Origin of the sequence: Streptomyces sp. NPDC014891, assembly GCF_043081085.1 — a bacterium.
Classification (GTDB): Bacteria; Actinomycetota; Actinomycetes; order Streptomycetales; family Streptomycetaceae; genus Streptomyces.
Window position 1 is genome coordinate 152,834 of the sequence record NZ_JBIBWF010000014.1, and the last position, 23,890, is coordinate 176,723.

General features: G+C 73.6%; 8 protein-coding genes. 6 read left to right on the plus strand and 2 right to left on the minus strand.

Annotated features, from left to right (window positions below):
- Positions 1–64 precede the first annotated feature (64 nt).
- Both ACF09E_RS32335 and ACF09E_RS32340 read right to left on the minus strand, forming a co-directional pair.
- Complete coding sequence (locus ACF09E_RS32335) at positions 65–277, minus strand: MbtH family protein (RefSeq protein WP_392209355.1); 213 nt, start codon at positions 275–277, stop codon at positions 65–67.
- A 156-nt stretch (positions 278–433) separates the two neighbouring features.
- Positions 434–703, minus strand: coding sequence for a hypothetical protein (locus ACF09E_RS32340; protein ID WP_392209357.1), 270 nt, complete (start codon positions 701–703; stop codon positions 434–436).
- A 255-nt stretch (positions 704–958) separates the two neighbouring features.
- Between ACF09E_RS32340 and ACF09E_RS32345 the strand changes: the two genes are divergently transcribed.
- From ACF09E_RS32345 to ACF09E_RS32370, 6 genes are all read left to right on the plus strand, one after another.
- Positions 959–1,534: a cobalamin B12-binding domain-containing protein gene (locus ACF09E_RS32345; RefSeq protein ID WP_392209359.1), complete on the plus strand. Its 576-nt coding sequence runs from the start codon at positions 959–961 to the stop codon at positions 1,532–1,534.
- Positions 1,531–2,835 carry a methylaspartate mutase gene (locus ACF09E_RS32350; RefSeq protein ID WP_392209361.1) on the plus strand — a complete coding sequence of 435 codons (1,305 nt, stop codon included), beginning with the start codon at positions 1,531–1,533 and terminating at the stop codon, positions 2,833–2,835. Before ACF09E_RS32345 ends, ACF09E_RS32350 begins: the two co-directional genes overlap by 4 nt.
- Entirely contained in the window at positions 2,832–3,854 is a 1,023-nt protein-coding gene (locus ACF09E_RS32355; RefSeq protein ID WP_392209363.1) for an asparagine synthetase A, read from the plus strand. Before ACF09E_RS32350 ends, ACF09E_RS32355 begins: the two co-directional genes overlap by 4 nt.
- Positions 3,851–5,167: a glutamate synthase-related protein gene (locus ACF09E_RS32360; protein WP_392209365.1), complete on the plus strand. Its 1,317-nt coding sequence runs from the start codon at positions 3,851–3,853 to the stop codon at positions 5,165–5,167. Before ACF09E_RS32355 ends, ACF09E_RS32360 begins: the two co-directional genes overlap by 4 nt.
- Positions 5,168–5,300: 133 nt before the next feature.
- A complete protein-coding gene (locus ACF09E_RS32365; RefSeq protein ID WP_392209367.1) occupies positions 5,301–13,520 on the plus strand; it encodes an amino acid adenylation domain-containing protein in 8,220 nt (2,739 codons plus the stop codon).
- On the plus strand, positions 13,517–23,827 hold the full coding sequence (locus tag ACF09E_RS32370) for an amino acid adenylation domain-containing protein (RefSeq protein ID WP_392209369.1): 10,311 nt from the start codon (positions 13,517–13,519) through the stop codon (positions 23,825–23,827). Before ACF09E_RS32365 ends, ACF09E_RS32370 begins: the two co-directional genes overlap by 4 nt.
- The last annotated feature ends 63 nt before the right edge of the window (positions 23,828–23,890 follow it).

The following is a 23,890-nucleotide window of genomic DNA, read 5'->3' on the forward strand; positions in this document are numbered from 1 at the left end:
CGGCGTCGGTACCGGGTTCGTGGAACCCGGTACCGACGCCGCCCCCGCGGGTGCGTGGCGGACGTCAGCCGCCCATCGCGTCGACGACCGAACGGGGCCGCAGATCCGTCCAGTTGGCCTCGATGTAGTCGGCGCACTCCTGCTTGCCGCCCTCTTCGCGGACCAGCTGCCAGCCCTCCGGGCGGCGGATCCGGGCGGGCCACAGCGAGTGCTGGCCCTCGTCGTTGGCCAGGACGACGAAACGGCCGTCGGCGTCGTCGAACGGATTGGTTGCCATGGCTTCACCTCTGTGGGTTCCGTGGAACGGGGATCCGGTGCCGCACCGGTGCCTCGACGCTATGAGACCGCCTCCGCCGGTTCGGGCAGCCCGGGCGGCAGTTCGGCGGCAGCCCGCCCCCGCCCGCGCCCTCCGGCCGGCCGCGCGGGCGGGGGCCTACACGAGGACCCGCGACACCTCGTCGGCGCGCGTGACGGCGATGCCGGTGGCGACCGCGGCCGCCCGTACCGAGCCGAGCGCCTCGCGCAGCAGCTCCGTCCGGAGCCGGGGCTGGTCGGCCAGCTCCGGCCGGTCGGCGTCGATCAGCTGCACCGCCGCCTCCAGTACGGCGAACTTGGCCTCGCCCAGGGGCTCGTGACGGTCGGCCTCGGTCATGACGTCGCGCAGGGCCGCGGCCAGTTCCGCGGCGGGGGCGATCTGGGACATGGATCCACTCCTCAGGGTTCTCGGACGCGCGTGCTCCCGTGTTCCGCTCCGGCCCAAGGGGCTGCGCAGCGGCGGAACCCGACTGTAGGGCGGGCCGGAGGGGCGGCGGCGAAGGGCACCGGCAACTGCCGCCCGGCTGCCGCCCGGGGCGCCGGTCGGCGGGGTGCCGCGTTCCTACGATCGATGCCGAAGGGACGTTCCGAGCGATCCAGGACCTCCTTCCCCCACTTGTCACCCCACGATGTGGACGAAGTGATGATGCAGACTGCGGAATGGGCGTCCCGGGAGCGATCCGGGCCGCTGGACGTCGTTGTCACCGGACTGCCGTCCGATGCGCACACCTGGAATCTCGTTTTCATCCAGCTGCTGATCGAGGACCTGGGACACCACGTCGTCAACCTGGGCCCCTGCGTCCCCCAGGACGAGATCGTCGAGTCCTGCGGCAAGTACCAGCCCGATCTGCTGGTCGTCAGCACGGTCAACGGCCACGGCTTCCAGGACGCCGAACAGCTCATCCGGGCGATCCGCTCGCGCTGGGAACTCGCCGGCCTGCCGGCCGTCATCGGCGGCAAGCTGGGCGTCCTCGGCGCAGAGCAGCGCGCCGGGCACGACCGCCGGCTGCGCGAGGCCGGCTTCGACGCGGTGTTCCAGGACGGCCCGGAGCAGGGCGAGGACGAGGGCCTCGGCGCCTTCGCGGCGTTCGTCGCCCGACTCGACGCGGAACGCGGCCCGTTCGCCCCCCTGGCGGACGGCCCCGCGACCGCCGGCCTCGTCCCCTCCGGTTCCGCCCCGGTGGCCTCCGCCACCTCCCTCGAAGGGGTGGCAGGGTGACCTCCTTCGGCCGCTTCGTGGCCGCGGCGCACGCGAGGGGCGCCCTCGTGGTCCAGCCCCGCATGGGCTTCTCCGCGCCCGCCCGGATGAGGGCCGGGCTCGCGGCCACCAAGGCCGCCACGGACGCCGTCGCCGGCACCCTCACCATCGACAGCTACACCCGGGTCTGCGACGAGCCCTCGGCCGTCCGGGCCCTGGGCGAGGGCATCCCCCTCAACGGCTACCCGATCACCTCGTACAGCCCGAGCACCTCGCGGTGGGTCCTGGACGGCCTCGCGGACGAGACCTTCCCCGTGCAGGTCCGGCACGGCTCGGCGAGCCCGCAGCGGATCGTCGCCGCACTCGCCCGCCTCGGCCTCACCGCGACCGAGGGCGGCCCCGTCTCCTACTGCCTGCCGTACGGACGCACGCCGCTCGTCGACTCGGTCCGCAACTGGCGGGAGACCTGCGAGCGGCTGGCCGCCCTGCGCGCCGACGGGGCCGAACCCCACCTGGAGAGCTTCGGCGGCTGCATGCTCGGCCAGCTCTGCCCGCCGGGACTGCTCGTGGCCCTCAGCGCCCTGGAGGGTGTCTTCTTCCACCGCGCCGGACTTCGCTCCGTCTCGCTCAGCTACGCCCAGCAGACCAGCCCCGAACAGGACCGGCAGGCGATCCGCGCACTGCGGCGGCTCGCGGCCGAACTCCTCCCGGACACCGACTGGCACGTCGTCGTCTACACCTACATGGGCGTGTACCCGAGGAGCACCCCCGGAGCCCACGCCCTCCTCGCCGACTCCGCCGAACTCGCGGTCCGCGCGGGGGCACAGCGGCTCATCGTGAAGACCGCCGCCGAGGCCCACCGCATCCCGACGGTCGCCGAGAACGTCCGGGCCCTGCGCATCGCCGCGGAGGCGGCCCGCCGCGCCGCCGCCACCGCGGGCGCCGAGGACCACGAGGGGGCCGCCAACCCCGTGTACGCGGAGGCCCGCGCGCTCGTCGACGCCGTCCTCGACCTGCACACCGACCCCGGCAGCGCGCTCCTGAAGGCCTTCGAGCGCGGCTACCTGGACGTCCCCTACTGCCTGCACCCCGACAACGCCGGCCGCTCCCGTAGCCACATCGACGCGGCAGGCCGCCTGAGCTGGTCGCACATCGGAGCCATGCCCATCGGGCGGGTCGCCGGACGCAGCAGCGCCCGGCTCACCGCGAACGGACTGCACGACGCGCTGACCTTCGTCCAGCGCCGATACGACCACCCCGACACCCGCACCGAGGACGCCGGCACCACCCCCGCCGACGTCCCACTCCTCCAGGAGGTATGACCGTGACCGCCATCATCGCCGAGGCCGTGGACGAGGCGCTCCTGCCGTTCCCGGCGTCGCCCGACGCGCACCTCACCGATCCGCTGACCCGGGCCACCCTGCGCGTGCAGAGCCGCATGCTCGCCGCCACCCGCGCCTTCCTGACCGGCCGCGGCTTCCAGGAGCTGCTGCCGCCCGTCATCGGCCCGGTCACCGACCCCGGCATCCGGGGCTCCAAGCAGGTGGACGTCGACTTCTACGGCCACAAGTACAAGCTGATGACGAGCGCGATCCTCTACAAGCAGGCCTCGCTCCTCGCCTTCGACAAGATCTTCTACATCGCGCCCAACGTCCGGCTGGAGCCCCTGGAGACGGCCGTCACACACCGGCACCTCGCCGAGTTCCACCAGATCGACGTCGAGATCCGCGACGCCCGCCGCGAGGACGCGATGGACCTGGCCGAGCAGCTCGTCGGCCACGTCGTGGCCGAGGTCCTCAGCGGCATGCCGGCCGAGCTCGACGTGCTCGGCCGCGACACCGACGCCCTCCGCGAGGTCTTCGCGGGCGCCTTCGGACGCGTCGGCCACCAGGCGGCCACCGCCGAGCTGATCGGCCTCGGCCACCCCCAGGACCCCGCCGCCGAGATCGACTGGCAGGCCGAGGAGATCGTCTCCGCCCGCGCCGACCGCCCCTTCTTCATCACCGACTACCCCAAGGGCTCCCGCGGCTTCTACGACAAGGAGGACGCCGAACAGCCGGGCGTGCTCCGGAACTTCGACCTCATCGCGCCCGAGGGCTACGGCGAACTCGCCAGCGGCAGCGAGCGGGAGCACGACTACGCCACCCTCGTCACCCGCATGCGGGAGACCGGCGAGAACCCCGCCAAGTACGGCTGGTACCTGGACCTCGCCCGCCGCGGCATCCCCGCCAGCTCCGGCTTCGGCATCGGCCTGGAGCGCTTCACCCGCTACGTCACCGGCCGCCAGGCCGCCTGGCAGGCCAGCGCCTACCCGAAGCTCCCCGGGGTGGTGTCCGCGTGACCACGGCACTCGTCGCGGACGGCTTCCCCGAGGAACAGGTCCGCCGGCGCGCCCGGCACGGCGCCGGAGCCGTCTTCCCGGCCGAGGCGGACTACGGCACCGGGCTGCTCGGCGCCGCCCCCCGCGGCCTCCCCGCCGCTCCCGGCCCGGCCGCCGGGCCGGGCGGGCACGACCCGGACGACGAGCTGGAGCGGATCCGGATCGTGCCGCCCGTCTTCATGCCCGAGCGGCTGAAGAAGCTCATCGACCTCGCCCGCGAACCCCTGTACAGCGACGTCGAACTCGACACCGTCGTCGGCGGGTTCACCAGCCGACTGCCCCTGTACGTGTCGGCCTTCGGATCCACCCGGGCCGCCAGCCACGACCTCGGCGAGGCCGCCGGACGCCAGGCCGGAGCCCTCGGCATCCCGCTGGTCATCGGCGAGAACGTCGTCCCCGTCAACGGCTACCGCAGCGCGGACGAGGCCGGCGCCTCCCCCCTCCTCGGCCGGATCGCCGCCTACGCCGCGGCGGCCGACGACGAGCACGGCGGCGTCGTCGTCCAGCAGTCCACCGAGGACGCCGACGCCGAGGTGTGGAACCTCGTCTACAGCGATCCGGTCACGGAGCCCCTGCTCGCCACCGGCCGCCTCGCCTTCGAGCTCAAGGTCGGGCAGGGCGCCAAGCCCGGCCTCGGCGGACTCACCCTCCTGGACCGGGAGACCGCGGGCCAGGTCGCCGAGCAGTACTCCCTCGACGAGGTGTTCGGCGCCGGCGGGGACCGGGTGCTCCGGGTCGCCAGCCCCGGCACCTTCACCGAGGAGATCCTGCGCCAGCAGATCCGCCTCATGCGCAACAACTTCCCCCGCGCCCGCGTGTGGGTGAAGCTGCACCCCGGCCGCGACGTGGCCCACGCCGCGGCCACCGCCTGGGCGGCCGGCGCGGACTCCGTCACCGTCGACGGCGCGGAGGGCGGCACGGCCTGGGCCCCCACCGGCTTCCTCGCCCACGTCGGCCTGCCGCTCGCCGACTGCCTGCGCCGCGTCGGCCGCACCGATCACTGCCTCCTCGCCAGCGGACGCATGTGGGAGGGCACCCGGGCCGTCAAGGCCCTCGCCCTCGGCGCCCGCGCCGTCGGCCTCGGCCGGGCCGCGCTGCTCGCCGTCGACGAGGACCGCGAGGCGGGCCTGACCCGGCTCGTCGAAGCCCTCGCCCTCGAACTGCGGATGCTGACCAGCGCGGTCGGCAAGTACCACGTGAACGCCCTGGACCCGGAGGACCTGCTCCTGCCGGGCCGGTGGGAGCGGGGGCCGGCGGCCCCCGGCGCCGCCTAGCCGGACCGCCAGGTCCGCGAGGCCCGGTTCCGCCTCAGCACCACACACGCGATTCCCAGTCGTGGCCGTACGGGACGTCCGGCACGCCGCGAGACCCGTATCCGCCCGAACCTTCGAGAATGGTGTCGAGAAGATGTCTCACCAGCACTCCGTCCAGGCTCCCGCCGTCGACATCGACGCGTACAACAGCACCGCCGTGCGGCTCCCCGAGGGCGCGCTGCACGAGCTGTTCGCCGCCCAGGCCGCACGGACGCCGGACGCCGTGGCCGTGGTGTGCGGGGAACGCGAACTCACCTACCGCGAGCTGGACTCGGCCGCCACCGCGCTGGCGCACCGCCTGCGGGAGCGGGGGGTCCGCTCCGGCGACCGCGTCGGCCTCTTCCAGGACAGGTCCCCGGCCTACGTCGTCGCGATGCTCGCCGTGCTCAAGGCGGGCGGCGCGTACGTGCCGCTGGACCCGCGTCAGCCGGAGGAGCGGCTCGCGTTCATCCTCGCCGACACCGGGTCCGTGCTCCTCCTCACCGACCGCGACCCGCGGGACGTGGCCTTCGCCGGCGACCTGCCGGTGGTCCGGCTCGCGGAGGACGTGACGGACCCGGAGTGGGACGAGGCGGCGGCGCTCGACGTGCCGGTCCACCCGGACCAGTTGGCGTACGTGATGTACACGTCGGGTTCGAGTGGTGTGCCCAAGGGGGTGGCGAACACTCATCGGAACGTGGTGGAGCTGGCGTCGGACCCGTGGTGGGGTGCGGGTTCGGGGGAGCGGCACCGTCGGGTGCTGGCGTATTCGCCGCTGGCGTTCGACTCGTCGACGTACGAGTTGTGGGTGCCGTTGCTGAGCGGCGGTACGGCGGTGGTGCTGGCGGCGCCGAAGGTGGACATCGCCGAGCTGGCCCGGGAGATCACCCAACAGGGCATCACCGCGGTCTACTTCACCACGGCCCTCTTCGACGCGATGGCGTCGGAGGCGGTGGAGTCGCTGGCGGGTCTGCGGGAGATCTGGACCGGTGGGGACGTGCTGTCGGTGTCGGCGTTGCGGCGGGTGCTCGACTCCTGCCCGGACACGTCCGTGGTGCACGCGTACGGGCCCACGGAGTCCACGGTGTTCTGCAGTTATCAGGCGTTCGGGCCTGGTGAGCGGGTGGTGGAGCGTCTGCATCTGGGGGTGCCGATGGCGAACACCCGGATGTACGTGCTGGACGCGGGGCTGCGGCCGGTCGTGCCGGGTGTGGTCGGTGAGCTGTATGTGGCCGGCAGTCATCTCGCCGAGGGGTATGTGGGCCGCGCGGCGCTGAGCGCGGAGCGGTTCGTGGCGGATCCGTTCGGTCCGGCGGGTGAGCGGATGTACCGGACGGGTGACCTGGCGCGGTGGAACGAGTACGGCGAGATCGTCTTCGAGGGGCGTGCGGACCAGCAGGTGAAGCTGCGCGGGTTCCGTATCGAGCCCGGGGAGATCGAGACCGCTCTCCTGGCGCATGAGTCGGTGGCGCAAGCGGCGGTGATCGTCCGCGAGGACCGGCCGGGCGACAAGCGCCTCGTCGCCTACGTCGTCCCCGCCCTCGACACCCGCGTCGACACCGAGGCCCTCCACCGGCACAGCACCGAGCGCCTGGCCGAGTACATGGTCCCCTCCGCGTTCGTCGCGCTCGCCGCACTTCCCCTGACCGCCAACGGCAAGCTCGACCGCCGTGCCCTGCCGCAGCCCGTGGCGGGCGGCGAAGGCGACGGCCGGGCCCCGCGCAACCCCGTCGAGGAGGTCCTCTGCGGACTCTTCGCCGACGCCCTCGGCGAGCCCGCCGTCTCCATCGACGACGACTTCTTCCGCCTCGGCGGACACTCGCTCCTCGCCACCCGCCTCGTCGGCCGGGTCCGCACCGCCCTCGCCACCGAACTCTCCCTGCGCGACTTCTTCCTCCACCCGACCGTCGCCGCCCTCGCCCGGCTGATCACCGCCGACGCCGGGCAGACCCTCCGCCCCGCGCTCACCGCCGCCGACCGGTCCGACGACCGGCTCCCGCTCTCCGCCGCCCAGCGCCGCCTCTGGTTCCTCGACCAGATGGAGGGCCCCTCGGCCACCTACAACATCCCCCTCGCCGTGCACCTCACCGGCGCCGTCGACCCGGACGTGCTGCGGCAGGCGCTCGCGGACGTGATCGCCCGCCACGAGATCCTCAGGACCAGCTACCCGGTGGTCGGGGGCGAGCCCCGCCAGCACATCGCCGACCCCGAGCGGGTCACCGTGCCGCTCACGGTCGCCGCCGTCACCGAGGACGAACTGCCCGCGCGGCTCGCGGAGGAGACCGGGCACCTCTTCGACCTCGCCGCCGACCTCCCGCTGCACGCCGTGCTCCTCGAACTCGCGCCGACCCGGAGCGTGCTCGTCCTCGTCGTGCACCACATCGCCTCCGACGGCTGGTCGAACACGCCGCTCATGCGGGACCTCGGCGCCGCCTACACGGCCCGCACCCAGGGCGCCGCCCCCGCCTGGGAGCCGCTGCCGGCCCAGTACGCCGACTACTCCCTCTGGCAGCGGGAACTCCTCGCCGACCACGAGGAGAGCCAGCTCGCCCACTGGCGGCAGGCGCTCGACCGGCTGCCCGCCGAGGTGACGCTGCCCACCGGCCGGCCCCGCCCGGTCGTGGCCTCCTACCGCGGCGCCACCCACACCGTGCACTGCCCGGCGGAGACCCACCGGGCCCTCAGCACCCTGGCCAGGGAGCACGGGGTGACCATGTTCATGGTGGCGCAGGCCGCGACCGTGGCCCTGCTGTCCCGCTCCGGAGCGGGCACCGACATCCCCCTCGGCTCGCTCGTCGCCGGGCGGACCGACGAGGCCCTGGAAGACCTGGTCGGGTTCTTCGTCAACACCCTCGTCCTGCGGACCGACGCCTCGGGCGACCCGACCTTCCGCGAACTCCTCGACCGCGTCAGGGAGACCGACCTCGGCGCCTGGGCGCACCAGGACCTGCCCTTCGACCGGCTCGTGGAGGCCCTGAACCCCGAGCGGTCCGCCAGCCGCCACCCCCTCTTCCAGGTCATGCTCACCCTGGCCGAGGCCGCCGAGGCGACGCCCCGGCTGCCGGGCGTCCGCGCCGAGACCCGCCAACTGAGCGCGGGGATCGCCAAGTTCGACCTCACGGTCAACTTCTACGAGCACCGCGACCGGCTCGGCCACCCCCACGGCCTCGACATCGTCCTGGAGTACGCCACCGACCTCTACGACCCCGAGGCCGTCGAGGCGGCCGGCGAACGGCTGGCCCGGGTCCTGGACGCCGTCGTCGCCGACCCGGACGTCAAGGTCGCCGACATCGAGCTGCTCTCCGAGACCGAGCGCCGCCGCCTGCTCGCCGACTACAACGACACCGCCGTCCGCCTCCCCGAGGGCGCGCTGCACGAGCTGTTCGCCGCGCAGGCCGCGCGGACGCCGGACGCCGTGGCGCTGGTGTGCGGGGAGCACGAGACGACGTACCGCGACCTCGACCGCGCGTCGGACGCGTTCGCCGCCCGGCTCGCCGCGCACGGAGTCCGGCCGGGTGGCGCCGTGGGCCTCCTCCTCGACCGCTCGGCGGAGTTCGTGGTCGCGGCCCTCGCCGTGCTCAAGGCGGGCGGCGCGTACGTGCCGCTGGATCCGCGTCAGCCGGAGGAGCGGCTCGCGTTCATCCTCGCCGACACCGGGTCCGCCCTCCTCGTCACCGACCGCCCCGCCCAGGACGTCGGGTTCGCCCGGGACCTGGACACGCTGCCGGCTCCCGACCTGCGGTCCCTCCTCGCCGAGACGCATGTCCCGGCGTCCCGACCGGTCGTCCATCCCGACCAGTTGGCGTACGTGATGTACACGTCGGGTTCGAGTGGGGTGCCCAAGGGGGTGGCGAACACTCATCGGAACGTGGTGGAGCTGGCGTCGGACCCGTGGTGGGGTGCGGGTTCGGATTCGCGTTCCGGGGAGCGGCATCGGCGGGTGCTCGCGTACTCGCCGCTGGCGTTCGACTCGTCCACGTACGAGTTGTGGGTGCCGTTGCTGAGCGGCGGTACGGCGGTGGTGCTGGCGGCGCCGAAGGTGGACATCGCCGAGCTGGCGCGGGAGATCACCCAACAGGGCATCACGGCGGTCTACTTCACCACGGCCCTCTTCGACGCGATGGCGTCGGAGGCGGTGGAGTCGCTGGCGGGTCTGCGGGAGATCTGGACGGGTGGCGACGTCCTGTCGGCCCCGGCGCTCCGCCGGGTGCTCGACTCCTGCCCGGACACGTCCGTGGTGCACGCGTACGGGCCCACGGAGTCCACGGTGTTCTGCAGCTACCAGGCCTTCGGGCCCGCCGAGCGGGTGGTGGAGCGCCTTCACCTGGGGGTGCCGATGGCCAACACCCGGATGTACGTCCTGGACGCGGGGCTGCGGCCGGTCGTTCCCGGGGTGGTCGGTGAGTTGTACGTCGCCGGCAGCCATCTGGCCCGGGGGTACGTGGGCCGCGCGGCGCTGAGCGCCGAGCGGTTCGTGGCGGACCCGTTCGGTCCGGCGGGTGAGCGGATGTACCGGACGGGTGACCTGGCGCGGTGGAACGAGTACGGCGAGATCGTCTTCGAGGGGCGTGCGGACCAGCAGGTGAAGCTGCGCGGGTTCCGTATCGAGCCCGGGGAGATCGAGACCGCTCTCCTGGCGCATGAGTCGGTGGCGCAGGCCGCGGTGATCGTCCGCGAGGACCGGCCCGGCGACAAGCGCCTCGTCGCCTACGTCGTCCCCGCGCCGGGTACCCGCGCCGACACCGACGGCCTGCGGAGGCACGCCGCCGGGCGCCTGGCCGAGTACATGGTCCCCTCCGCGTTCGTCGAGCTCGACGTCCTCCCGCTGACCGCCAACGGCAAGCTCGACCGCCGTGCCCTGCCCGCGCCGAGGCTCGGCACCGGGCCCGGCGGCCGGCAGGGCCGCACCCCCGTCGAGGAGGTCCTCTGCGGACTCTTCGCCGACGCCCTCGGCCTGCCCGCCGTCTCCATCGACGACGACTTCTTCCGCCTCGGCGGACACTCCCTGCTCGGCACCCGGCTGGTCAGCCGCATCCGGCACACCCTGGGCGCCCAGGTGTCCGTGCGGGACCTCTTCCGCCGCCCCTCCGTCGCCGGACTCGCCGCCTTCCTCGCCGACCCCGGCGCCGACGGGCAGAGCCGGCGCCCGGCCCTCGTGGCGGGCGAGCGGCCCGCACGGGTGCCCCTCTCGCCCGCCCAGCGCCGTCTCTGGTTCCTCGACCAGCTGGAAGGCGCCTCGGCCACCTACAACATCCCCCTCGCCGTCCGCCTCACCGGACTCCTCGACGCCGACGCGCTGCGGCTCGCCCTGGCCGACGTCGTCGGCCGTCACGAGGCGCTCCGCACGCTCTTCCCCGCCGAGCAGGGCACGCCCCACCAGGTGGTCGTGCCGGCCGCCGAGGCGCGCCCCGAGCTCCCCGTCATCCCGGCGACCCGCGACGCACTGGCCGCCGTCCTGCGCGACCTGTCCGCCACGACCTTCGACCTGGCCCGCGAACTCCCCGTCCGGGCCGACCTGGTGCGGCTCGCGGACGACGAGCACGTGCTGCTCCTCGTCACCCACCACATCGCCTCCGACGGCTGGTCGAACACGCCGCTCATGCGGGACCTCGGCGCCGCCTACACGGCCCGCACCCAGGGCGCCGCCCCCGCCTGGGAGCCGCTGCCCGTCCAGTACGCCGACTACGCGCTCTGGCAGCAGGCCCTGCTCGCCGCCGACGAGGAGCGGCAGCTCGACCACTGGCGCGAGGCGCTCGACCGGCTCCCGGAGGAGGTCACGCTCCCCGCCGACCGGCCGCGCCCCGCGACCGCCTCGTACCGGGGCGCCTCCCTCACCGTCCAGTGCCCCGCCGACCTGCACACCGCGCTCACCCGGCTGGCCCGCGAGAACGGCACCACCCTCTTCATGGTGGCCCAGGCGGCCACGGCGGTCCTCCTCTCGCGCTCCGGCGCCGGCGCGGACATCCCGCTCGGCTCCCCCGTCGCCGGACGGACCGACGAGGCGCTGGAGGACCTGGTCGGCTTCTTCGTGAACACCCTGGTGCTGCGCACCGACGTGAGCGGCGACCCGACGTTCCGGGAGCTCCTGGAGCGGGTGCGGGCCACCGACCTGGCCGCCTGGGCCCACCAGGACGTGCCCTTCGACCGGCTCGTGGAGGCCCTCAACCCCGAGCGGTCCGCCGCCCGCCACCCCCTCTTCCAGGTCATGCTCTCGGTCACCGACGCGGAAGGCCCCGTACCCCACCTCCCCGGCCTGCGCGCCACGTCGGAGTTCACGGCGCTCGACATCGCCAAGTTCGACCTCACGTTCACCTTCCACGAGCACCGGACGGCCGACGGCGGTCCGGCCGGCCTCGGCATCACCGTCGAATACGCCACCGACCTCTACGACGCGGCCGGCGTCTCGGCCGTCACCGCCCGCCTGGTCAGGCTCCTCGAAGCGGCGGCCGGCGCCCCCGACGTCCCGATCGGCGACCTCGACGTCCTGGCCGCCGACGAGCGCACCCGGCTCCTCGACACCTGGCACGGCGCCCGCCGGACACGCTCCGCCGCCTCGCTGCCGCAGCTGTTCGCCGCGCAGGTCGCCCGCACCCCGGACGCCGTCGCCGTCACCCTCGCGGGCGAGCGGCTGACGTACGCGGAACTGGACCGGCGCGCCAACCGGCTGGCCCACCGCCTGATCGCCGAGGGGGTGCGCCCCGGATCGCGCGTGATCCTCTTCCTGGAACGCTCCCTGGACGCCGTCGTGTCGATCCTCGCCGTGGTCAAGGCGGGCGCCGTCTACGTCCCGCTCGACACCCGCTACCCGGCGGACCGCATCGAGCTGATCGTGCGGATGTCCGGCCCGAGCCTGCTCCTCACCGACCGCGAGCGCGTGGACCTCGAACTCCCCGCGGGCGCCCGCGCCCTGACGGTCGGCGGGGCCGACGTCCAGGACCTGCCGGACACGGCCCCCGCGGTCGACGTCCACCCTGAACAGCTCGCCTACGCGATGTTCACCTCGGGCTCGACGGGCGTGCCCAAGGGCGTCGCCGTCACCCACCGGAACGTCGCCGAGCTCGCCGCCGACGCCCGGTTCGCCGGCGGAGCCCACCGCCGGGTGCTCCTGCACTCCCCGCTCGCCTTCGACGCGACGACGTACGAGCTGTGGGCTCCCCTGCTGTCCGGCGGCACCCTCGTCGTCGCCCCTCCCGGCCTGCTCGACACGGCGGCGCTGGCGAAGGTCCTGGCGGAGGAGTCGATCACGGGTCTGTGGCTGACGGTGGGGCTGTTCCGCCTGGTGGCGGAGGAGGATCCGGGGGCGTTCCGGGGGCTGGGCGAGGTGTGGACGGGCGGTGACGTGGTGCCGCCGGAGGCGGTGCGCCGGATCATGGACGCCTGCCCGGAGCTGACCGTGGTGAACGGCTACGGTCCGACGGAGACGACGACCTTCGCCACCTCCCACGAGATCCGCCGCCCCTTCGACTACGACGGCGCGCTGCCCATCGGCCGCCCCCTCGACAACACCCGCCTCTACGTCCTCGACGACCACCTCGGACTGGTCGCGCCCGGCGTCCCCGGGGAGCTGTACATCGCGGGCACCGGACTCGCCCAGGGCTACCTCGACCGGCCCGCCCTCACCGCCGAACGGTTCGTCGCCGACCCGTACGGACCGCCGGGCTCCCGGATGTACCGGACGGGCGACCTGGTGCGCTGGTCGCGGGAGGGCGAGATCGAGTACCTGGGGCGGGCGGACCAGCAGGTGAAGCTGCGCGGCTTCCGCATCGAGCCGGGGGAGATCGAGTCGGCGCTGGTCGCCCACCCGTCGGTGGCGCAGGCCGCGGTGATCGTCCGCGAGGACCGGCCGGGCGACAAGCGGCTCGTCGCCTACCTCGTCGGACCCGACGGCACCGCCCCCGACCCCGACGTGCTCCGGGGCCACGCCGACGGGCTCCTCCCCGACTACATGGTCCCGTCCGCCTTCGTGGTCCTGGACGCCCTGCCCCTCACCTCCAACGGCAAGCTCGACCGCCGCGCCCTGCCCGCACCCGCCGTCACCGGCAGCGGCACCGGCCGGCAGCCGCGCAACCCGCGCGAGGAAGTCCTGTGCGGGCTGTTCGCCGACGTCCTCGGCGTCCCCGCCGTCACCGTCGACGACGACTTCTTCCGCCTCGGCGGGCACTCCCTGCTCGCCACCCGGCTCGTCAGCCGGATCCGCACCGCCCTCGGGGCCGAACTCCCGGTCCCCGCCCTCTTCGAGAACCCGAACGTGGCCGCCCTGGCCGAGCGACTCGACCGCGCCGAGACCGCGCGACCCAAGCTGCGGCCGATGCGCCGGATGGGAGCCTCCCAGTGATCCCCCTGTCATACGCCCAGCAGCGCCTGTGGTTCCTCGCCCAGCTCGAGGGCCCGTCGGCGACCTACAACATCCCGCTGGCCCTCCGCCTCACCGGCACCCTCGACACCGAGGCGCTGACCCGGGCCCTCGGCGACGTCGTCGCCCGGCACGAGAGCCTGCGCACCGTCTACCCGGAGAGCGACGGCACGCCCCATCAGGAGATACGCGGGACCGACGAGGCACGGATCGACCTGCCCGTCCTCACGGCCACGGAGGAGACCCTCGCGGACGTCCTCGCCGCCGAGTCGGCCCACGTCTTCGACCTCGCCGTCGACCTGCCCGTCGAGGCGCGGCTGATCCGGCTCGCGAAGGAGGTCGCGGACGCCGACGACGAGCACGTCCTGCTGGTCGTCATGCACCACATCGCCTCCGACGGCTGGTCCGTCGCCCCGCTGCTCCGCGACCTCGCCCACGCCTACCGGGCCCGGGTCGCCGGCCGCGCACCCGAGCAGGACCCCCTGGAGATCCAGTACGCCGACTACACCCTCTGGCAGCACGAACTCCTGGGCGAGGCCGACGCCGAGGACAGCGTCATGGCCCGGCAGATCGCCTACTGGCGCGAGCGGCTGGCCGGCCTCCCCGCGGAGGCCACCCTCCCGGCGGACCGGCCGCGCCCCGCCGTCGCCTCCTACCGCGGCGACACCCGCACCCTGCACTGCCCGCCCGCCACCCACGCCGCCCTCGTCGAACTGGCCCGGGGCAGCGGTGCCACCCTCTTCATGGCGGCGCAGGCGGCGCTCGCCACCGTGCTGGCCGCCTCCGGCGCGGGAACCGACGTCCCCGTCGGCTCCCCGGTCGCCGGACGGACCGACGAAGCCCTCGACGACCTGGTCGGCTTCTTCGTGAACACCCTGGTGCTGCGCACCGACGTGAGCGGTGACCCGACGTTCCGGGAGCTCCTGGAGCGGGTGCGGGCCACCGACCTGGCGGCCTGGGCCCACCAGGACCTGCCGTTCGACCGGCTCGTCGAGGCCCTCGACCCCGAGCGCACCGGCGACCGCCACCCCCTCTTCCAGGTCATGCTGACCCTGGTCCAGGCCGGCGCGGCGAACTCCGGTACGGCCGCGGACTCCGACACCGGCTTCCCCGGTCTCCGGACGCGCGCCGAGTACGCGCCCACCAGCACCGCCAAGTTCGACCTCACCGTCGGGTTCGACGAGCACCTCACCGTGGACGGCCGCCCCGGCGGCCTCGACATCACCGCCGAGTACGCCACCGACCTGTACGACCCCGAGACCGTCGAGGCCCTGCTCGCCCGCCTCGGCCGGCTGCTCGCCGAGGCCGTCGCCCACCCCGACACACCGCTCTCCGGGCTCGATCTGCTCGACGGGGCCGAGCGCACCCTGCTCCTGGACACCTGGACGGGCCGCCCCACCCCCGTACCGGACGCCTCCCTCGCGGAGCTCTTCGCCGCACAGGCCGCCCGCACCCCGGACGCGGTGGCCCTCACCCAGGCCGGCACCGACCGCACCTACGCCGAGGTCGACGCCCTCACCAACCGCTTCGCGCACCGCCTCCGCTCGCTGGGCGTGGGACCCGAGACCGTCGTCGCCGTCCTCATGGAACGCTCGCCCGACCTGGTCCTGTCGCTGCTCGCCATCACCAAGGCCGGCGGTGTGTACGCCCCGCTCAACGCGGTCGACCCGGCCTCCCGGCTCTCCCTCATCCTCGCCGACACGGCCGCGCCGGTCCTCCTCGTCGACCCGGCGTTGTCCGACCACGACATCCTCACCGAGGCGGACGGCGTCCGGATCGTCCTGGTCGACGGGCTCGACCGCGACCCGGAGCTCGACGCCCACCCCGAGACGGCGCCCGAGGTCGCCACGCACCCCGACCAGTGGCTGTACGTGATGTTCACCTCGGGCTCGACGGGTGTGCCCAAGGGCGTCGCCGTCACCCACCGGAACGTCGCCGAACTCGCCCTGGACCACCGCTGGACCAGGCCCGCCCACGGACGCGTGCTCTTCCACTCCCCGCACACCTTCGACGCGACGACGTACGAGCTGTGGGCCCCGCTGCTGACCGGCGGCGCCGTCGCCGTCGCCCCGACGGGTGTCCTGGACACGGCGGCCCTTGCGGGGGTGCTGGCGGAGGAGTCGATCACGGGTCTGTGGCTGACCGTGGGGCTGTTCCGGCTTGTGGCGGAGGAGGACCCGGCGGCCTTCGGCGGTCTGGGCGAGGTGTGGACGGGCGGCGATGTCGTGCCGCCGGAGGCGGTGCGCCGGGTCATGGATGCCTGCCCGGAGCTGACCGTGGTGAACGGCTACGGTCCGACGGAGACGACGACCTTCGCCACCTCCCACGAGATCCGCCGCCCCTTCGACTACGAGGGCGCGCTGCCCATCGGCCGCCCCCTCGACAACACCCGCCTCTACGTCCTCGACGACCACCTCGGACTGGTCGCGCCCGGCGTCCCCGGGGAGCTGTACATCGCGGGCGCCGGACTGGCCCGCGGCTACCTCGGCCGCCCGGCCCTCACCGCGGAGCGGTTCGTCGCCGACCCGTACGGACCGCCGGGCTCCCGGATGTACCGGACGGGCGACCTGGTGCGCTGGTCGCGGGAGGGCGAGATCGAGTATCTGGGGCGGGCGGACCAGCAGGTGAAGCTGCGCGGCTTCCGCATCGAGCCGGGGGAGATCGAGTCGGCGCTGGTCGCCCACCCGTCGGTGGCGCAGGCCGCGGTGATCGTCCGCGAGGACCGGCCGGGCGACAAGCGGCTCGTCGCCTACCTCGTCGGACAGAGCGACAGCGGCCCCGCCGGAGAGCTCGACACGGCCGCCCTGCGCCGACACGCCGCTGACGCCCTGCCCGAGTACATGGTGCCGTCCGCGTTCGTCGTCCTGGACGCCCTGCCCCTCACCGGCAACGGCAAGCTCGACCGCCGCGCGCTGCCGCAGCCCGTCCTGACCGGCGAGAGCGACGGCAGGGCTCCGCGCAACCCCGTCGAGGAGGTGCTCTGCGGCCTCTTCGCCGACGTCCTCGGCCGCGCCTCCGTCACCGTCGACGACCACTTCCTGCGGCTCGGCGGGCACTCGCTGCTCGCCACCCGGCTGGTCAGCCGGATCCGCACCGCCCTCGGCGCCCGGATCACCGTGCGGGACGTCTTCCAGCACCCGACCGTCGCCCAGCTCGGCGAGCTGGTCGCCGCGGGCAACGGCGAGCCGGCCCGGCCCGCCCTGACGGTCCAGGACCGCCCCGAACGGGTGCCGCTCTCCTCGGCCCAGCAGCGCCTCTGGTTCCTCGACCAGTTGGAAGGGCCGTCCGCGACCTACAACATCCCGCTGGCCGTCCGGCTCACCGGCGCGCTCGACGTGGAGGCCCTGCGCCGCGCGCTCACCGACGTCGTCGGGCGCCACGAATCCCTGCGGACCGTCTTCCGCACCACCGGCGGCGAGGCCCACCAGCACGTCCTGCCCGCCGACGGCATCGACGTCCCCCTGCCGACGGTGGCGGTGACGGAGGAGCAGCTGCCCGGGCTGCTCGCCGACGAGAGCGCCGAGGTCTTCGACCTGACCTCGGAACTCCCGCTCCGCGCCGCCCTGTTCACCCTGGCCCCGGACGATCACGTCCTCACGGTGGTGACCCACCACATCGCCTCCGACGGCTGGTCGAACGCCCCGTTCTTCGCCGACCTCGGCCGCGCCTACGAGGCCCGGGGCGCCGGCGCCGCGCCCGACTGGGCGCCGCTCCCGGTCCAGTACGCCGACTACACCCTGTGGCAGCGCGAGCTCCTCGGCGCGGAGCAGCAGCCCCAACTCGACCACTGGCGGCAGGCGCTGGCGAACCTCCCCGAGGAGGCCACCCTGCCGGCCGACCGGCCCCGGCCCGCCGTCGCCTCCTACCAGGGCGCCACGCTCACCGTGTCCTGCCCCGCCCCGGTCCACCGGGCGCTGACCGGGCTCGCACGGGAGACCGGCACCACCGTCTTCATGGTGGCCCAGGCCGCCGTGGCCACCGTGCTCTCGCGGTGTGGTGCCGGCACGGATGTCCCGATCGGTTCGCCGGTCGCGGGGCGGACGGATCAGGCTCTCGACGATCTCGTGGGCTTCTTCGTCAACACGTTGGTTCTGCGGACGGATGTGGGTGGTGATCCCACCTTCCGTGAGGTGTTGGGCCGGGTGCGGGAGACGGATCTTTCCGCGTGGGCCCACCAGGACCTTCCGTTCGACCGGTTGGTCGAGGTGCTCAATCCTGAGCGTTCGGCTTCCCGGCATCCGTTGTTCCAGGTGATGCTCACCGTGGGTGACACGGCGGTGGGCGCGCCTGGACTGGGTGGTCTGCGGGCGGAGTTCGTGGCTCCGGAGCTGCGGATCGCGAAGTTCGACCTGACGTTCGCCTTCGGTGAGCGGCGTACGGCGGACGGGAGCCCGGACGGGCTCGACATCACCGTCGAGTACGCCACCGACCTCTACGAGCACTCCACGGCCGAGAGCGTCGCGCACCGCCTCGCCCGCCTCCTCACCGACGCGGTGACCGACCCGGACCGGCCGATCTCCCGGCTTGCGCTCCTCGGCGACGAGGAGGACCGGCGTCTCGCCGAGTGGGCGGGACCCGCCACCACGGCGCCCCGTCTCGGTCTGGACGGTCTGTTCGCGGGGCAGGCGGCGCGGTCGCCGGAGGCGACGGCGCTGGTCTTCGAGGACGAGGTGGTGTCGTACGGGGAGTTGGACGTGTGGTCGAACCGGCTGGCCCGTCATCTGACGGGCCGGGGTGTACGGCCGGGTGATCTGGTGGGTGTGCATGTGGAGCGTTCGCCGCAGATGGTGGCCGCGCTGTTGGCCGTGCTCAAGACCGGCGCCGGGTACACGATGCTGGACCCGTTGTTCCCCGTGGAGCGTCTCAACGGCGTCCTGGCGCAGGTCGCGCCGGCGGCCGTCCTCACCCAGTCGCACCTCGCCTCGCTGTCCACTGAGGCGGTGGTCGTCGATCTGACGGCGGAGATCGCCGAGGTCAGCGGGCTCTCGGGAGCCCCGGTGGAGACGGGCGGCTCGCCCGAGTCGGTGGCGTGCGTGATGTTCACCTCCGGTTCGACGGGTCTGCCCAAGGGGGTGATGGCCTCGCACCGTGCGCTGGCCGCGACGTTCGTGGGTCCGGACTATCTGGCCTTCGGGCCGGAGCAGACGTTCCTGCAGTGCTCGCCGGTGTCCTGGGACGCGTTCGCCCTGGAGGTGTTCGGTCCGCTGCTGCACGGCGGAGTCTGCGTCCTCCAGCCCGGCCAGCACACCGACCCGTACCTCGTCGCGGAACTGGTCGAGAAGCACCAGGTCACGACCCTTCAGATGTCCGCGAGCCTCTTCAACCACATGCTCGACGAGTACCCCGCGGTCTTCGGGGAGATCCGCGAGGCCATGACCGCGGGAGAGGCCGCCTCTCCCGCCCACGTGGCCCGCGCCCTCGCCGATCACCCCCAGTTGCATCTGCTGAACGGGTACGGTCCGGCGGAGAGCATGGGGTTCACGACGGTGTTCGTGATCGAGCCGGGCGCGGCCGCGGGTGCGGCGAGCATTCCGGTGGGCGGTCCGCTCTCGGGCAAGCACGCCTACGTGCTGGACGCGAACCTGGAGCTGGTCGCACCCGGTGTGCCGGGGGAGTTGTACGTCGCCGGTCATGGTCTCGCGCACGGTTACATCGGGCAGCCGGCTCTCACCGCGGACCGGTTTGTGGCGAACCCGTATGGTCCGGCGGGGGCGCGGATGTACCGGACGGGTGACCTGGCCCGCTGGAACAAGCAGGGTGCCCTGGAGTACCTCGGTCGTGGCGACGAGCAGATCAAGCTCCGGGGCTTCCGGATCGAGCCGGGCGAGATCGAGGCGGCGCTGATGGCCCACCCGGCGGTGGTGCAGGCCGCCGCCGTCGTACGCGAAGACCGCCCCGGCGACAAGCGGCTCGTCGCGTACGTGGTGGGGGAGGCGGCTCCGGAGGAGCTGCGCCGGCATGTCGCCGCCCGCCTGCCCGAACACCTGGTGCCCTCGGCGTTCGTGGTCCTGGAGGCCCTGCCGCGTACGGTCAACGGCAAGCTCGACCGCCGTGCCCTCCCGGCCCCCGACGACAGCGCCGCCGCCGAGGGCGGTCGGGCGCCCCGCAACCCCGCGGAGGAGATCCTCTGCGGACTCTTCGCCGACAACCTCGGACTCGCATCCGTCGGCATCGACGACAACTTCTTCCACCGCGGCGGACACTCCCTCCGCGCCACCAAGCTCACCTCCAGGATCCGCGACGCCTTCGGCGTACGCCTCGGCGTGCGGGAGGTCTTCCAGCACCCGACCGTGGCACGGCTCGCCGAGCTGATCGCGCGGAGCGGCGGCGACGAGGAGCGCCCCGCGCTGACGGCGGGCGAGCGCCCCGAACTGCTCCCGCTCTCCTCGGCCCAGCAGCGCCTCTGGTTCCTCGACCAGCTGGAGGGGCCCTCGCCCACGTACAACATCCCGCTGGCCGTCCGGCTCACCGGCGCGCTCGACGTGGAGGCCCTGCGCCGCGCACTGCTCGACGTCGTCGGGCGCCACGAATCCCTGAGGACCTCCTTCCCCTCCGAGGCCGGGACGCCGCACCAGGCGATCCGCCCTCTCGCGGCGACCGACCTCGCGCTCCCGGTGACCCCGGTGACGGAGGAGTCACTGCCCCAGGTGCTGGCCGCACTGTCCGGCACCACGTTCGACCTCTCCACGGACCTGCCCATCCGCGCGGATCTGCTGGAGCTGTCCCCGGCGAAGCACGTGCTTCTGGTGGTGATGCACCACATCGCCTCCGACGGCTGGTCGAACGGCCCGCTCCTGCGGGACCTCGCCACGGCCTACACGGCCCGCGGCGCGGGCGCCGCGCCCGACTGGGCGCCGCTCCCGGTCCAGTACGCCGACTACACCCTGTGGCAGCGGAGCCTCCTCACCACCGACGAGGAGCGCCAGGCCGCCTACTGGCGGCAGCAGCTGGCCGAACTGCCCGAGGAGGCGACGCTGCCGGCGGACCGGCCCCGGCCCGCCGTCGCCTCCTACCGCGGGGCCACCCACCAGGTGACCGCCCCCGCGTCCACGCACGCCGCCCTGACCGGGCTGGCGCGCGAGACCGGAACCACCCTGTTCATGGTCGCCCAGGCGGCCGTCGCCACTCTCCTCTCCCGGTGTGGCGCCGGCTCTGACGTCCCGATCGGTTCGCCGGTCGCGGGGCGGACGGATCAGGCTCTCGACGATCTCGTGGGCTTCTTCGTCAACACGTTGGTTCTGCGGACGGATGTGGGTGGTGATCCCACCTTCCGTGAGGTGTTGGGCCGGGTGCGGGAGACGGATCTTTCCGCGTGGGCCCACCAGGACCTTCCGTTCGACCGGCTGGTCGAGGTGCTCAATCCGGAGCGCTCGGCCTCTCGGCATCCGTTGTTCCAGGTGATGCTCACCGTGGGTGACACGGCGGTGGGCGCGCCTGGACTGGGTGGTCTGCGGGCGGAGTTCGTGGCTCCGGAGCTGCGGATCGCGAAGTTCGACCTGACGTTCGCGTTCGGTGAGCGGCGTACGGCCGACGGCGGCCCGGACGGGCTCGACATCACCGTCGAGTACGCCACCGACCTCTACGAACCCGGAACGATCGAGCGACTCCTCGACCGCATGCTGCTCCTCCTGGAGTGCGCCGCGACCGCACCCGACTCCCGCGTCGGCGCGATGGCGCTCCTCCACGAGGACGAGCGGGAACGGCTGACGGCCTGGGCCGGCGAGCCGACCCCGGGACCGGAACTCGGTCTGGACGGTCTGTTCGCGGGGCAGGCGGCGCGGTCGCCGGAGGCGACGGCGCTGGTCTTCGAGGACCAGGTGGTGTCGTACGGGGAGTTGGACGTCTGGTCGAACCGGCTGGCCCGTCATCTGACGGGCCGGGGCGTCCGACCGGGTGATCTGGTGGGTATCCACGTGGAGCGTTCGCCGCAGATGGTGGCCGCGCTGTTGGCCGTGCTCAAGACCGGCGCCGGGTACACGATGCTGGACCCGCTGTTCCCCGTGGAGCGTCTCAACGGCGTCCTGGCGCAGGTCGCTCCCGCCGCCCTCGTCACGCAGACGCATCTGCCGCGGCTCGCCACTGAGGCGGTGGTCGTCGACCTCACGGCCGACGTGGCCGAGGTCAGCGGGCTCACCGGGACCGCCGTGGAGACCGGCGGCTCACCCGAATCCGTCGCCTGCGTGATGTTCACCTCCGGTTCGACGGGTCTGCCCAAGGGTGTGATGGCCTCGCACCGTGCTCTGGCCGCGACGTTCGTCGGTCCGGACTACCTGGCCTTCGGGCCGGAGCAGACGTTCCTCCAGTGCTCGCCGGTGTCCTGGGACGCGTTCGCCCTGGAGGTGTTCGGTCCGCTGCTGCACGGAGGCGTCTGCGTCCTCCAGCCCGGCCAGCACACCGACCCGCATCTCATCGCGGAACTGGTCGAGCGGCACGGGGTCACCTCGCTCCAGATGTCCGCGAGCCTCTTCAACCACATGCTCGACGAACACCCCCTGACCCTCGCCCACGTCAAGGAGGCCATGACCGCCGGAGAGGCGGCGTCCCCGAGCCACACGGCCAGGGCTCTGGCCGATCACCCTCAGCTGCATCTGCTGAACGGCTACGGTCCGGCGGAGAGCATGGGGTTCACGACGGTGTTCGTGATCGAGCCGGGTGCGGCCGCGGGTGCGGCGAGCATCCCGGTCGGCGGTCCGCTCTCGGGCAAGCACGCCTATGTCCTGGACGCGAACCTGGAGCTGGTCGCACCCGGTGTACCGGGGGAGTTGTACGTCGCCGGCCACGGTCTCGCACACGGATACATCGGGCAGTCGGCTCTCACGGCCGACCGGTTCGTGGCGAACCCGTATGGTCCGGCGGGGGCGCGGATGTACCGGACGGGTGACCTGGCCCGCTGGAACAAGCAGGGTGCCCTGGAGTACCTGGGCCGTGGCGACGAGCAGATCAAGCTGCGGGGCTTCCGGATCGAGCCGGGTGAGATCGAGGCGGCGCTGACGGCGCACCCGGCGGTGGTGCAGGCGGCCGCCGTCGTACGCGAAGACCGCCCCGGCGACAAGCGGCTCGTCGCGTACGTGGTCGGGGAGACGGCCCCGGAGGAACTGCGCCGGCACGTCGCCGCCCGCCTGCCCGAACACCTGGTGCCCTCCGCGTTCGTGGTCCTGGAGGCCCTGCCGCGTACGGTCAACGGCAAGCTCGACCGCCGTGCCCTCCCGGCCCCCGACGACAGCGCCGCCGCCGAGGGCGGTCGGGCGCCCCGCAACCCCGCCGAGGAGATCCTCTGCGGACTCTTCGCCGACAACCTCGGACTCGCATCCGTCGGCATCGACGACAACTTCTTCCACCGCGGCGGACACTCCCTCCGCGCCACCCGGCTGATCAGCCGCATCCGTGCCGTCTGGGACACCCGCATCACCATCAGCGACCTGTTCCGCAGCCCCACGCCCGCGCTCCTCGCCGAGCAGATCGCGGCGGGCAGCGGTGACGACCCGCTCGGCACCGTGCTCCCCATCCGCGCCGTCACGGCGACGGGCTCCGGCGAACCGCCCCTGTTCTGCGTCCACGCCGTGTCCGGGATGAGCTGGGGATACGCGGGCCTGCTGCCGCACCTCGACCAGGACCGGCCGGTCGTCGCACTCCAGGCCCGCCGGCTCGGCGGCACCCACGACGCACCGGCCTCCCTGGAGGAGATGGCCGACGACTACCTCGCCGAGATCCGCAGGATCCAGCCCCAGGGCCCCTACCACCTGCTCGGCTGGTCCTTCGGCGGTCTGGTCGCGCACGCCGTGGCGGCCCGGCTCGAAGCGGCGGGGGAGGACGTGGCCCTGCTGGCCCTGCTCGACTCCTATCCCCTCCCCGAGGGCTTCACCGCACCGGAGATCGACGGCCGGCACGTGCTGACCGCCCTCCTCGGCTCCGCCGGCGAGACGGTACGGGTGCGCTGCGCGGACACGACGCCCGACGTCGACGAACTCGCCGACGCGCTGCGCCGGTCCGACCCGGTGCTCGGCGCCCTGGAGCACGCGCAGGCGGCGGCCGTCGTGGCGGCCACCCTCGACAACCTGCGGATGCGGTACCGGTACGTGCCGGACGTCCGGTTCGGCGGCGACGCGCTGTTCTTCGACGCCACCGGCACACCGGCACCCGCCTCGGGCGCCGAGGCCTGGGCGCCGTACGTCACAGGCCGCGTCGAGGAGTTCGCCGTCGACTGCGAGCACGCCCGGATGACCGAGGCGGAGCCGCTGCGGGCCGTCGGACAGGTCCTCGCCCGCCGCCTGAGGCCCGCACGCATCTGAACCACCCCGCACACCCGGGGCCCGTACGGCCGCTCCACCGCCGTACGGGCCCCGGCGCGTCCG

What these genes read in the sequence shown, in the direction of transcription:
- ACF09E_RS32365 (WP_392209367.1), top strand. Translation starts at nt 5,301, where the DNA reads ATGTCTCACCAGCACTCCGTCCAGGCTCCCGCCGTCGACATCGACGCG.
- ACF09E_RS32345 (WP_392209359.1), top strand. Translation starts at nt 959, where the DNA reads ATGATGCAGACTGCGGAATGGGCGTCCCGGGAGCGATCCGGGCCGCTG.
- ACF09E_RS32335 (WP_392209355.1), bottom strand. Translation starts at nt 277, where the DNA reads ATGGCAACCAATCCGTTCGACGACGCCGACGGCCGTTTCGTCGTCCTG.
- ACF09E_RS32355 (WP_392209363.1), top strand. Translation starts at nt 2,832, where the DNA reads ATGACCGTGACCGCCATCATCGCCGAGGCCGTGGACGAGGCGCTCCTG.
- ACF09E_RS32340 (WP_392209357.1), bottom strand. Translation starts at nt 703, where the DNA reads ATGTCCCAGATCGCCCCCGCCGCGGAACTGGCCGCGGCCCTGCGCGAC.